This window comes from Proteus genomosp. 6, from assembly GCF_040139785.1.
GTDB lineage: Bacteria > Pseudomonadota > Gammaproteobacteria > Enterobacterales > Enterobacteriaceae > Proteus.
Window position 1 is genome coordinate 126,468 of the sequence record NZ_JBEEVJ010000011.1, and the last position, 13,767, is coordinate 140,234.

At 39.2% G+C, this 13,767-nt stretch carries 8 protein-coding genes and 1 pseudogene; 2 read left to right on the forward strand and 7 right to left on the reverse strand.

The annotated features are described in order from the left end of the window. Positions 1-240: 240 nt before the first annotated feature. On the forward strand, positions 241-4,209 hold the full coding sequence (putA, locus tag ABN212_RS14310; RefSeq protein ID WP_349443332.1) for a trifunctional transcriptional regulator/proline dehydrogenase/L-glutamate gamma-semialdehyde dehydrogenase: 3,969 nt from the start codon (positions 241-243) through the stop codon (positions 4,207-4,209). Positions 4,210-4,645: 436 nt separating this feature from the next. On the opposite strand, the gene fliZ is transcribed toward putA, so the two are convergent. The 3 genes from fliZ to ABN212_RS14325 all read right to left on the reverse strand — a co-directional run bounded on the left by fliZ (position 4,646) and on the right by ABN212_RS14325 (position 7,205). Then, a complete protein-coding gene (gene fliZ, locus ABN212_RS14315) occupies positions 4,646-5,176 on the reverse strand; it encodes a flagella biosynthesis regulatory protein FliZ (RefSeq protein WP_088495242.1) in 531 nt (176 codons plus the stop codon). A gap of 58 nt (positions 5,177-5,234) precedes the next feature. Beyond that, complete coding sequence (locus ABN212_RS14320) at positions 5,235-5,957, reverse strand: RNA polymerase sigma factor FliA (RefSeq protein ID WP_036912728.1); 723 nt, start codon at positions 5,955-5,957, stop codon at positions 5,235-5,237. A gap of 441 nt (positions 5,958-6,398) precedes the next feature. Beyond that, entirely contained in the window at positions 6,399-7,205 is an 807-nt protein-coding gene (locus tag ABN212_RS14325) for a flagellin (RefSeq protein ID WP_432807467.1), read from the reverse strand. Positions 7,206-7,432: 227 nt separating this feature from the next. Here ABN212_RS14325 and ABN212_RS14330 point away from each other — a divergent pair, with 227 nt between their 5' ends. Beyond that, positions 7,433-7,663 (forward strand): DNA polymerase III subunit theta, encoded by a 231-nt coding sequence (locus tag ABN212_RS14330; RefSeq protein WP_349443333.1) that lies wholly within the window; start codon positions 7,433-7,435, stop codon positions 7,661-7,663. Positions 7,664-7,667: 4 nt separating this feature from the next. Here ABN212_RS14330 and ABN212_RS14335 read toward each other — a convergent pair whose 3' ends face one another. From ABN212_RS14335 to ABN212_RS14350, 4 genes and pseudogenes are all read right to left on the reverse strand, one after another. After that, positions 7,668-9,071 carry a hypothetical protein gene (locus ABN212_RS14335; RefSeq protein WP_349443334.1) on the reverse strand — a complete coding sequence of 468 codons (1,404 nt, stop codon included), beginning with the start codon at positions 9,069-9,071 and terminating at the stop codon, positions 7,668-7,670. A 35-nt stretch (positions 9,072-9,106) separates the two neighbouring features. Next, positions 9,107-10,138: a hypothetical protein gene (locus ABN212_RS14340; RefSeq protein ID WP_349443335.1), complete on the reverse strand. Its 1,032-nt coding sequence runs from the start codon at positions 10,136-10,138 to the stop codon at positions 9,107-9,109. A 3-nt stretch (positions 10,139-10,141) separates the two neighbouring features. Continuing rightward, complete coding sequence (locus ABN212_RS14345) at positions 10,142-13,504, reverse strand: phage tail tip protein J-related protein (protein ID WP_349443336.1); 3,363 nt, start codon at positions 13,502-13,504, stop codon at positions 10,142-10,144. Continuing rightward, positions 13,504-13,767, reverse strand: a pseudogene (locus tag ABN212_RS14350) (tail assembly protein); the annotation flags it as partial. The pseudogene ABN212_RS14350 and the gene ABN212_RS14345, both read right to left, overlap by 1 nt.

Sequence of the window (13,767 nt, forward strand, 5' to 3'; positions counted from 1 at the left end):
ATTCGAAGGTGTATTATAAATATAAACATCAACAAAATAAATATAATTTATTGATTTATATATAAATATATAGAGAAAATAAATTAGATCACTTTTAATCACCCACAAAACCTGACTACTTTCACATTATTTATAAATAAATTGTTAACAATGTTGCACAAAGTTGCAACATGAATGATATTAATAAAAATAACGGGTAACTGTACTTGTGAATTAGAAATAGAATATGAGGAGCACTGCATGAGTAGCACAACAATGGGTGTTAGACTTGATGAAGAAACCCGCAATAGATTAAAAGAAGCTGCACAGAAACTAGATAGAACATCGCATTGGTTAATTAAACAGGCTATTTTCAATTATCTAGAACAAGTTGAAAATAATCAGGTTAATCTTGGTGACTCAACATTTACAGAGCAAGATATTGATGAAAGCATTGAAACACCAACCGCTCATTATCAGCCTTTCTTGGAGTTTGCTGAACATATTCATCCTCAATCAGTTTTACGCTCAGCAATTACTTCTGCTTATCGCACCCCTGAAATACAAGCAGTACCGATGCTCTTACAACAAGCGACCTTACCTGAACATGAGGCGCAAGCAACGCATAAATTAGCCTATTCCATTGCCGAAAAATTACGTAAACAAAAAAATGGTGTTGGACGCTCAGGGTTAGTTCAAGGTCTATTACAAGAATTCTCACTTTCTTCACAAGAAGGTGTTGCCCTAATGTGTTTAGCAGAAGCTTTATTGCGTATTCCAGATAAAGCCACGCGTGATGCACTTATCCGCGATAAAATCAGTCATGGAAACTGGCGTTCACACGTAGGCCAAAGCCAGTCTATGTTTGTGAATGCGGCTACATGGGGCTTATTATTCACCGGTAAATTAGTTTCTACACATAATGAAGAAAAACTGTCTAACTCTTTAAATCGCATTCTCACCAAAAGTGGCGAGCCATTAGTCCGTAAAGGTGTTGATATGGCGATGCGTTTAATGGGTGAGCAATTTGTGACCGGAGAAACAATTTCTCAGGCTCTTGCTAATGCGCGTAAATTAGAAGAAAAAGGATTTAGCTATTCTTATGACATGTTAGGTGAAGCCGCTTTAACTGAAAAAGATGCCCAAGATTATTTAGTCTCTTACCAACAAGCAATTCACGCCATTGGTAAAGCCTCTAATGGCAGAGGTATTTATGAAGGCCCGGGAATATCTATCAAGCTTTCAGCATTACATCCTCGTTATAGCCGTGCGCAATATGAACGTGTTATGTCTGAACTTTACCCTCGCCTGCTTTCATTAACATTACAAGCAAAGCAATACGATATTGGTATTAATATTGATGCAGAAGAAGCAGATAGATTAGAAATCTCTCTCGATTTATTAGAAAAACTCTGTTTTGAGCCAGAATTAGCCGGTTGGAATGGTATTGGTTTTGTTATTCAGGCCTACCAAAAACGTTGTCCCTTAGTCATTGATTATGTGATTGATTTAGCACAACGTAGTCGTCGTCGCTTAATGATCCGTTTAGTAAAAGGTGCATATTGGGATAGTGAAATTAAACGTGCTCAAATTGATGGGCTTGAAGATTATCCTGTCTATACCCGCAAAGTGTATACCGACGTTTCTTATCTTGCTTGCGCAAAGAAATTACTGTCTTCGCCTAATTTTATTTATCCACAGTTCGCAACTCATAATGCGCATACTCTTTCTGCAATCTACCATTTAGCTGGGCAAAACTATTATCCGGGTCAATATGAATTTCAATGTTTACATGGTATGGGCGAACCTCTCTATGCTCAGGTTGTAGGTAAGATAGCTGAAGGTAAATTAGGTCGTCCTTGCCGTATTTATGCCCCCGTTGGGACTCATGAAACGTTATTGGCTTATTTAGTGCGTCGTTTATTAGAAAATGGCGCTAATACTTCATTTGTTAACCGTATTGCTGATACCACAATTTCGTTAGATGAACTGGTCGCCGATCCTGTTAAAGAAGTCAATAAAATGGCTCAAACAGAAGGTCACGTTGGACTTTCTCATCCTAAAATTCCACTGCCTGATAAGCTTTATGGTGATGAGCGTAAAAACTCTCAAGGCATTGATATGTCGAATGAACACCGCTTGGCATCTCTCTCTAGTGCCTTGTTAACCTCAGCAACAGAAAAAATGCACTGTGAGCCAATACTTGGTGGTGAATTTAGTCAACCAGAAACATCATTAATATCTCAATCAGTACTAAACCCAGCAAATCATGCCGATATTGTAGGAACTGTCCGCGAAGCAACGCAAGCTGAAGCTGATTTTGCCTTAACGATAGCTCAAGAAAATGGTGAGATTTGGTTTGCAACACCACCAGCAGAACGCGCTGCGTTTTTAATTCGCGCGGCTCAGTTAATGGAACAACAAATGGGCTCATTAATGGGGATCCTCGTTCGAGAAGCTGGCAAAACGTATAACAATGCGATAGCTGAAGTACGAGAAGCAATAGATTTTCTCTATTATTATGCCGCTCAGGTTGAAAAAGACTTTGATAACAATACCCATCGACCTTTAGGCCCTGTGGTTTGTATTAGCCCTTGGAATTTCCCATTAGCAATATTCAGTGGACAAATTGCGGCGGCATTAGCGGCAGGAAATACCGTATTAGCCAAACCTGCTGAGCAAACTCCGCTAATTGCCGCTAAAGCAATTGCGTTATTTCATCAAGCAGGTATTCCTCGCGCTGCATTACAACTATTACCAGGGCAAGGCGAAACGATTGGCGCACATTTAGTTGCTGATGAACGTGTTCGTGGTGTGATGTTTACTGGCTCCACCGCTGTTGCTCATATTTTACAAAAAACACTAGCGGGTAGATTAGATAGTGAAGGTCGTCCAGTTCCTTTAATAGCCGAAACTGGCGGCTTAAATGCCATGATTGTTGATTCTTCGGCACTCACTGAGCAAGTGGTAACCGATGTAATGGCCTCCGCTTACGATAGTGCGGGTCAACGCTGCTCAGCATTGCGTATTTTATGTATTCAAGAAGAAGTTGCTGATCACACAATTGAAATGCTTAAAGGTGCGATGGCTCAAGCAAATATTGGCGACCCAAGTCTTTTATCAACCGACATTGGTCCAGTTATTGATAAAGAAGCAAAAATAGGTATTGACCGCCATATCCAAGCGATGCGCACTGAAGGACATTCTGTTTATCAAGCGACTCATAATAGTTTGCCGAAACACATCGAGAGCAATAGTACTTTTGTTCAACCGACTTTAATTGAGTTAGATAAAGTCAGTTCACTGAAAAAAGAGATCTTTGGTCCTGTTTTACATGTTGTTCGCTACGCAAGCCAAGATTTGCCTACTTTATTAAATGAGATTAATTCCACAGGTTATGGTTTAACTATGGGAGTTCATACTCGTATTGATGAAACTATTGCGTATATTGCTACTCATGCAAAAGTAGGAAACTTATATGTAAACCGAAATATGGTAGGTGCTGTGGTAGGTGTTCAGCCTTTTGGTGGTGAAGGATTATCAGGTACGGGGCCTAAAGCGGGCGGACCTGCTTATTTATATCGCTTATTATCTAAACGCCCTGAAAATGCGACAACACAAACTTTATCGCGCCAAGATGCTTATCTCCCTCTTGATACTTCAATGCGTAATAGTTTGTTACAAACCTATCATAACTTTATGGCATGGTTAGTGAACAACGTTGAAAAAACACATTATGCTGCATTAGAAGATTACGCTACTGCCTCTCAGGCAGGTACATTGCGTGTATTACCAGGTCCGACTGGTGAACGTAATACTTATCAGTTAGTTCCTTGTGGCAATGTACTTTGCATTGCAGATAACGAAAAAGATGGCTTTAGCCAAATAGCAGGAGTATTAGCTTCAGGCTGTCATGCCATTGTGGTTAACAGTGCATTCTCGCAAAAAACATATCGTGAATTACCGGATGACGTTAGGAAATCTATCACTCTTATTGATAAATGGGATGATGATTCAGTTAAAATTAACGCCGTTATTTATCATGGTGATTGCGATCAACTTAAAGAAATTTGCCAGAAAATAGCGCAACGTAAAGGTGCTATCATTTCAGTACAAGGATTCGCTAGAGATGAGACAAATTTATTGTTAGAGCGTTTATTACATGAAAGAGCATTAAGCATTAATACAGCCGCAGCTGGAGGCAATGCAAGCTTGATGACGATTAGTTAATTACCCCCTCTCTTTCTCTCCTTATCTTTGAGACCACCTTTAAAGTTTGTTTTCTTAAAGGTGGTTTTTTCTTTTGTTACTCCATTTTTTCTAAAGAGATAGCCCAAAATATTATTTTTTTGAATGCTGTGACTACTCTCACTCTTTTTATATTTATTATTCGCGACGAGTTAGTTTCGTAAATATACTTACGCCCAAGTCAACCTAGAAGTTGATTTAATTATATCTTTATGAATACCTGAAACTTGCGCCCCACTGTGGGCGCTTTTTTTTATCTAAAAATAGGTTATTAGTGCAAATATCCTTATTAAAGGATAAATAAAAGACTTTTTTAAGATAAGAGGAAAAGCAGAAAGGTAAATAAAGTGTGATTATCAGCGACAAAAGAAAAAGGAGTAGGCTAGGCTACTCCTTTTAAGGTCTCTCTTGAGCGCAATTAGTGACTGCTACTCATCGATGGTGGCTCTTGGCACCAATCGAGATATTGCTCATACTTACGTAGCGCAATGTTGTAGTTACTAAATGCAGAGGGAGTGAGCTTTTTACTCAGGTCTGACTGAATTTTCTCTGTCGTAAATTCTTGACGCGGAAAATTAGTTGAAGTCAGTAATTCATCGAGCCGACGTAAACGAACCACATACTCACGAACAGTACTGTGGCTCATCTCCGTTTGTTCAAACAAATACTGCTTAAAAGACATAATGTCAAAGTAGTCAGTTTCACTATTACAGTAAATCTCACTACAGAAACGACATAGCGCAGAAAACTTCTCTTGTAACGTTTCCCACGTTTCATCATCAACTAAATCTGTCATTTCAGAAATGGCTTCTTTATTGATGACTTGGCGATTGAATACGAGAGAGATCCGATCAAGCGCCTTGTGGCAATGTAGACAATGAGTCTGGCTGTGTTTATAGTCTTTAATGTAACGGCTTAGCGGCCGTTTCTTTTGTGTTGAAACAGACATAAGAGATAAAGCCCTGTGTTGTAGTCTTAATAAACAAAAACAAAAATAAGCAAAACTTCTATTTCTCTGGGTTTAAGCGTGCTCGCAGCCTTTTTATGGCTTGGCTGTGTAGCTGGCTCACGCGGGATTCCCCGACATTAAGCACTGCGCCTATTTCTTTCAAATTAAGTTCTTCCTGATAATACAGTGTAAGAACCATTTTTTCCCTTTCGGGAAGCAATTCTATCGCGTCTATGACTCTTTGGCGAATATCACTTTCTAATAACATCTGTAATGGATTGTCATCATGATCTTCGTCTTGAGACGGTTCACAGCTTTCACCGTAAATTTCATGCCATTCGTCATAAGAGAACAATTGGCTGTTATTCGTATCCAATAGGATCTGCCGGTATTCTGCTAACTCAATCTGCAAATGATCAGCAACTTCCTGTTCTAATGGGGGTCGTCCTAGATCCTGCTCTAATTGATGAATAGAATGGGTAACTTCTCTTGCATTTCGGCGCACACTGCGTGGCGCCCAGTCGCGGCTGCGTAGCTCATCTAACATTGAGCCACGGATACGTTGAACAGCATAAGTGGTAAAGGCAGCGCCTTGCATTGAGTCATAACGCTCAACCGCGTTTAATAACCCAATTCCACCTGCTTGCAAAAGATCATCCAATTCAACACTCGCAGGTAACTTGACCTGTAATCGTAATGCTTCATGGCGAACCAACGGGACATATCGCTCCCAGAGGCTATTTTTGTCCATCACGCCTTCGGCGGTATACAAATCACTCACAACAAAAGACACCTTTGGATAAAAGACCGGAAACCATTATCTGGCTAAATAAATTTAGCAATCGACTGAACAGTGAAGCAAAAGCGCCTCTTTTTCACCTATGCCAAATTTTCAGTAAAAATCGGGTTTTCATTGATAAATTAATTTGTCATTGCATTACGAGAACTACTTTACCCTAAAACATTAGTGACTAATCCTTAGAAAAACCGTTAATTAAATTGATACTTTCTCTCATTAAAAGAAATCAGCTCATAGAAAGTGCATTCTGTTCATAAAAAAATAACATATAAATCATAGTATTTTATTTTGTGCGATTTTAGCTTCTTGGGAGTCAGTTGAAATACTCATAAATGATTAATTAAAAAAACGATTGTTTTGATGATAAAACACCCACTACAAAATTTGCAGTGGGTGTTATTTGAGGATTATTTAAGATTGAAATTAACGCAGCAGTGATAATACGTTTTGTGGCATTTGATTTGCTTGAGCCAATACCGCAGTACCCGCTTGTTGTAGAATTTGACCACGGCTCATATTAGACACTTCTGTTGCATAATCCGCATCTTGAATACGGCTACGTGATGCAGTTAGATTACTAACGGTGTTACTTAAATTCGTAATAGTAGAATCTAAACGGTTTTGTACTGCACCCATTGCACTACGTAAAGTATCGACTTGAGAAAGTGCATCATCTAATCCTTTTAATGGTGCATCGTTAATTGTTGGTGGGTTTTTAGGTTTAACTTCATTACCTTTAGTTAAACTCACTTTACCGCCAGGAATAAAGTCGCCAGTACTACTATCAATGACTTTTGATGTATCTGGGGTTGCTTCAAAAGTTTTGACATCACCATTGGCATCTTTTATCTCAATTACTAATTTAGTTTTATCTTCTTTACCAGTTGCATCCACTGCATAATAGACACCTTCTAAAGACTCACCTGTTGCTAAACTTGCTTTTAACGATGTAGTATCAATATCAATATCTTTTGATACTGGGTTTTTTACCTGATTAGTAACAGAGAAAGTTGATGCAGAACCACTATGTAATTTTTCTGGTTTAACAGAAAGATCTAATTTATCGATACCCAATGTAGTGGCATCGGTTTTTTTCAGATCAACACTGATTTGTTCTTTATCAAGCGCCCCCACTTGTAAATTTAATGTGCTGTCTTCACTTAACACTTTTACGCCATTAAATTGAGTCTGTTCTGAAATACGATTAATTTCCGCAGTACGTTGATTCACTTCTTCCTGAATAGATTTAATATCGGATGATGTGAAAATATTGATTAACGTTATTTAGCCTACAAAGCCACTATCCATGCCAGCCAGCAAATTTTGGCTTTGCAGAATTTAATCATTTTTACCATCATTTCACATATATTGTGTCACAATCTCGACACAGTATGTCACACCTCCTCATTTTTAATTCCACACCCTGCTATACTCTCCAAAAACTAACCGGACCTGTTATGAACCTCGCAAACCTAACTCAAGAAGAAAAAGACAAAGTTAATGTCGATTTAGCTGCTTCAGGCGTCGCATATAAAGAACGACTCAATATGCCAGTTGTTGCCTCGGAAGTTGAACGACAACAACCAGCACATTTTCGCGAGTACTTTAATGAGCGACTAGCGTTTTATCGTGAGAGAAGTAAGAAACTGCCAGATGGAAATTCAGTGCAGTATTTGAAGGCAGAATAATTAATTATAGCAATGCGTCATTTTCACCCAGCCCGTATTGCTCTTTCATCTCCTCTTCTTTTTGTCTGCGTTCCTCTTCCGTTTTCTGCGCTTCTTCCATCTCACGCATTTTCACGTTATAGATTGATTGCTCTGGCATCTGTACACGTACGGAAATAAAACGACCGTCAGGGATATCAATTTGGTCACCGTCATTGAAACCGTCTACTTCATTACGAGCAAACTCAGGTGCGTTGGGGTGAGTACGGTGATAAGTTTTAACGAGAATAGAACCGTCCTCCATAACTTTAGAGTCTACCCATATCAACGGCTGTTTATTAACATCGAGTGGAATTTCAATACCGCCATCAACACCGCCCCAGCCGGCGTCAGCGTTAAACCCAAGAACTCCTTCAATAAGGTATTCGCCCTGAGCTACTCGAGTAACAATCGCACCTTCTGATTCATCGTTAGTGGTGAATGTTCCTTCGGGTTGAATGTTAATGACTGGGGAGGCTTTTTTGATAAAACCCTGCGGGTCTACAATTGTGTTTACGTTCGTATATATTTTATGAGCAACACCTTCGTCGTTATATGCCTTTACTAGCCAAAAATCTCCGGACGAAGACCCACCACCGGTATAAATTGATGCTGAAGCTTTCACTGATCCAGACCTATGAGCAAACATCATACCAAAACCCCGTGGCAATTCTTTTATCTCATTACTTGAAAATACTTGTGACACTGAGTTGTATACAAAAGGATTAACTAAAAAACCTTTTAAAGAGTCACCAAATCCATAATCACCAACAAGCATCATTGTGCCATTTTTATCTGGTATATCTATAGCGTTATATCCAGAACCACTCTCAGCTTGTGCTGATATGAAACGACGATTATCTTCAGCAACTAATCCAACTCTATTATTCGTGGATTTTTTAGCCCAAACGCTATTAATTGATTCAATTGGCCCTAAAAAAGTTTGAATTAGTTTTGCTGTTAAATCAGCTTTATTACTAATATCCCCTTGCATCTTCTTAATGCTATCGAGAGTGACAACTTCACCATTTGGCATCTCAATTTTTGTCTGCCCTGTCTGAGTCATCCACGTATTCATCGCATCAAGGAAATATTGCGTGTATGCATTTATTGCAACCATCGTTCTGGCTGCATCGCTATTATTATCAGGCTCAGTAATATGAATTGAAAATGTGGTGTTAGTTGCTGTTGCTAATGCGGATTGTGCTAATACTAATTCAGTGTCGGAATTAACGGATTTAATCATATACGGAATATTAGTATTTCCCGATTTAATTAAAATAGTCATTCCGATATTAATGGCAGGATTATTATTTTTAAACTTAGTGCCAAAGCCTTTGACAATAGCAGACCCTGACACAGTAGAGACTGTGCCTGTTGTGTATATCATAAATAGATTTTCCTAGAGGTATAAATGAGGGTTAATTAAATATTGAAGTAGTCGCTAAGTTCGATGCCGTATAAATCATAATTTGTTTTATAACCATTACTCCCAGTGGGTCCATATGGGCCACCATACTCACCACCCAAATAATAAATATCTCTCATGCCGACTTTGTTATTACTCATAAAATAATAACCGGTGCGGTAATAATCCATATAGCCTCGATTAACGACCCAATTAACAAAGTGTGAATCGGGCAATATCATGGGCTTTTTCAATTGCTCAAAGGTTCCACCATTATTTCGGTCAAACCACGTTGATTGCCCTAAATGGAGAGGTTTATATTTGGAAGTATAAGTAATTTCTTTTTTTTCGTTATAAATAACGACACCTGATTTAGGTGCTTGTAACCTTAGATTGGTATTGAAAATCACAACATACACTTTGCATGTTTCAGAGACTGTTAATCCTCTCATTTTGTTATAACAAAAAGTCACGCCATCTTTTTCTGGTCTAGCAAATAACATCGGATTATTTTCATTTAAGAAAAACTCTTTTGGTGGGAACCAGCCATTTTCTTTACCACCTGAGACGCTAACAAGCTCCGCATAAACACAATAGCCTCGTAATTCAGAGTTAAGGTTATAAATATTGTTCATTCCTCGAAGCTGTATCCCATAATCATATTTAGGTCGTTCTTTTAAATAACCGTAAATATCCATTCTAAAAAATGGATCATCAGAAGACCAAGCATCATCTTCTGGGTCTTTCCATATGGGGTCTGAGCCATTATCGCCATAATATAAAAAATTATTACCTTCAATTTTATAATTAGTGATATTACAACTTCCCCAATCATAAGAGCCTTGCGTTTTGAATGTTCTCGACATTATTCGTGGAATAAAAATAATATTGTATTTATTGATATCCTGAATATTGTGAGGTGTACTTTTCCACCCTTCTCTTAAAGAATAAGGCATATCTATTCTGGATAAAAATCCAATGGGTTGATTTTTTTCAGAGTCTAATAAGAAAGAGGATCCGTGATCAGGTTTTATATACATTCCATACATTGATTAAACCCCTGTTATTTCCCCTATTTCAACACGCAACACGCCTCTATCATCATAAACGGCAATACGATTATTAGTGATAACGATGCGCTGACCTGTTTTATTGGTGCCAATATCCAAATTACCGCGAAATGTGGCATTATTCATTTCCATATTATTGGTTTTCCCATCAATCAAAAAACCACTCTTACCCGGAACATAATCACCAGATTTAATGTATTCAGTAACAACAACGGAATTCAGCCACGCTTCATTAATAAAGGCCTCACGCATAAACATCTGGCCGTTTTTAACGTACATGAACAATTCCATTTTGCCGTTACTTGGGTTATACCAAGCAAAGTTATTCGCGTTATAGCCAATGAATGACTCAAGCTTGCCATTCTTAACTTGAGCGCTAATCACTTGCCCTGCTGCGTTATAGCTCACGCCATTATGTTTAATGGTGATATTAATTGAGTGCGTAACAACACCGTCGCCAGATTGCTCAAACGTGGCTTGCATTTTCTCCTGTATCATCCCCTCCTGCTCATCAAACTTAGCTTGAACTTGCGTTTTATTTTCGGCAAAAGCCTTGTTTGTGTTAGAGATAGCAGTAGAGTTTGAAACGATATCGGCTTGAGCCTTATCCATTTCCGTGCGGATTTCAGTAAATCGCTGACCAAAAGCCTCATCTAGTTTGGTAATTGAAGTTTGAGTCTCTTTAATTGCAGACGTGTTATCACCAACAGCGGAGTAAATTTCTTTAACTTCTTGCGCCCATGCTTCCTCTTGAGTTGCGTTAGCTTGCCATAACTCACTAATGCCGGCTTGAGATTCAGCATGTTTTATTAGCAGCTGCCTGAAATTACGATAGCTCGTGTTACTTAAAATAATTGCTGTCTCAGCATTCCAATCCAAGCGTTCACTAAGTTGCTTACCCGCATCAGTTGTCATGAAGTGACCGTCTAGCTCATCGAGAATGGCTTCCGTGTTGTCATCAGCCTGTCCCTTCGCTTCCACGAAATGAGACTTCCCATATTCATTGATGCTTCGTACATAAAACCAGTAATCATGACCTGCCTTTAACTGCCCTTTAGTCCAGAATTTAGCTCTACCTAGGAAATCAGCTTTTGACTCTATTTCATTGATATTATCTATTCTGTTTTCACCAGAAAACCAGAACTCAAACTCAGTATTTAAAGTGTGCGGCGCGGAAATATGAGGGATCAGTTTTATTTCAAAAAAACCAGACTCAACAGTTATTGAGCTAGGTGCGCTAGGCGTGCCAATAACCATCTGCACTTTTGATTCGTTGCCAAGCATTCCATTAGCATCTTTACCTCGCACACCAACAAGATAATCTCCAGATTCAAGTCCATTGAAGTAGTATTCAAGATCTGTTGTGCTTCCGGTAGAGACAACCTTTCCGTCTTTATAAAGAGTGACATTAAATGAAATATTTCTATTAATGGTTGTTGTTGCCCACATGGCTCTAGCTTGCACCTGTGAGCTGTCATCAACGTAAGCAATAGAAAGACGCTCTATATTAGGAATACGAATAACATTCTGTGTTGGCGGATTCCCAGTAAAATCAACACCATTATCAACAATGCTTTCCTTTTGCGGTTCATGCTGAATGCAGTTGTATAGGTAATTTCCTTCATTATCCTCAGCAATGGAAATTACACGAAATAATCTTGTAGTTAATGTGCTTTTGGAAATGGAAAATACACCATACTGTTTCAATCCATTCGGGATCTCCCGCAAAGTAACAGCGTCACCATCAATAGATTGAATATCTACTTTCTCGAACCCACCTGATGCCCCTAAAAATGAGAAAGTGCCTTTATCGTCATATTTCCAATCTATAGGCGCATCAACAGTAATAGTGCTACCATTAACTGATAAAACCCGACCTCCTACCTTCACTCCTGCAAAGCTATCGTCTGCTACTTCAATAATATCGCCAGAAATGCAGTTAATCCCCTCTCTTCCTGTTGAGAATGTAACGCTATCTTTCTCCAGCTTTTCTGTCTGTAATATCCACTTACCCACTCTGTGAGCCTGTCCGCGACTAGTGCAACCAAAAGCAGTAACTTTCTTAACATTTACACCGCCGAATCGCTGAATGAGATCATCATCTTGAATGAACTCTCTTTCCTCACTCCAACCGTTGATCGGGTTTATCCATGACACCTCGATAGCGTTGTGTCTCGCTGATTTCGCTGTTGATGTATATTTGAATTTTCCATCAATAACATTTGAGTTTGTGTACGTCCATACTGGATCTGATGGTCTATCTTGAAAGCACGTTAATTGCTGTCCGTCCCATAAAGGCATACCGCGAAATACAGACGCTAAGTCATCAAGCACTTCTTTGGCTTTTCGTTGAGAGGTAATGTAGGCATTAAAGGTAAAGCGAGGCTCTTTGTTGCCAAACCCATCATCAACCAATTCATCACAGTAACGAGCAATGGCATATAGCGCGAATTTATCAACGCCAAACGAGCCGATCATCTCTCCTATACCGTATCGTTCATTAGTGACTAAATCGTAAAAAACCCATGCAGGGTTATTAGTCCATGCGGGCTTGAAACGACCAGTCCAGATGCCAGTGTAAGTACGAGACTCCGGATCATAGTTATCAGGGACTTGTATAATCATCCCCTTGATATGATAGGTACGATTGGGTGTGTCGCCGTATTGGGATTTATCGATTTTCATCCCTACGACAGCAGAATTAGGGTAAGAAAATTTAGCGTCAGTTATTTCTGTGTAGCTTGCCCATACCGTTCCGTTTTTCAGTAGATCACTTTTACTATCATCTGTTAATCGTGAAACTCTAATTTGGAAAGGTTTCTTTTTAGGCGCATCGATGATATGAGACTCAAGATATTGACCGCTTATTTTACCTGGCCCTATTGTTACCTTTTCCGCATGCATCCAACCAGAGCCATCATTAACCTCAATAAGCATTTCTGCCGCAGCATCGTACTGATTACCCTTGTCATCTTGACTAACAAGAGCAGAAACACCCAAAGTGAATCTAACGCGGTCAGTTTCCTGATCTGAGATGGTACGTAAGATTGGTGTGCTTTTTTTTACCTCTACATTGACAGGAATTTCTTTTTCTACAAAAGGAAAGTCATCTAATGGTTCTTGCGTTTGCGTTCCTGCTCGCCACTGAACCTCAACACCATGAATATTTGGATTACCATCCGCATCTACAACAGGAGTGCCATTCAATAGAAAACCTGACATACCACCTACAGGGCCTTCTATTGGCCCTTCTGAAACTAAATCGATGACATTAAGAAATTGTTTGTTTTTTAAGTTGTCATCGAGCAACCTCGGAGTGCTTCCTCCACCGCCACCTTTACCCATTAAACAGTCTCCAAACCTTGTGATATTACATTTGAACCCACAACCATCTCGCCATAACAGATAGGAACCGGATAGCCTTGCCCGACTCTATTTGATAACGAGCTGAAATATTGGTTACTTTCTGAATTTCGCCCCTCTATGCTCGGTGCCGGAGGTGTTTTGGTTAACATCGTTGCCAATCCCGCTGCGGCCACTCCAACACCAGCAGCAAATAATGCCGTCGATGTCATTGTTGCTAAAAATCCACCCGGTATTAAAAAAGA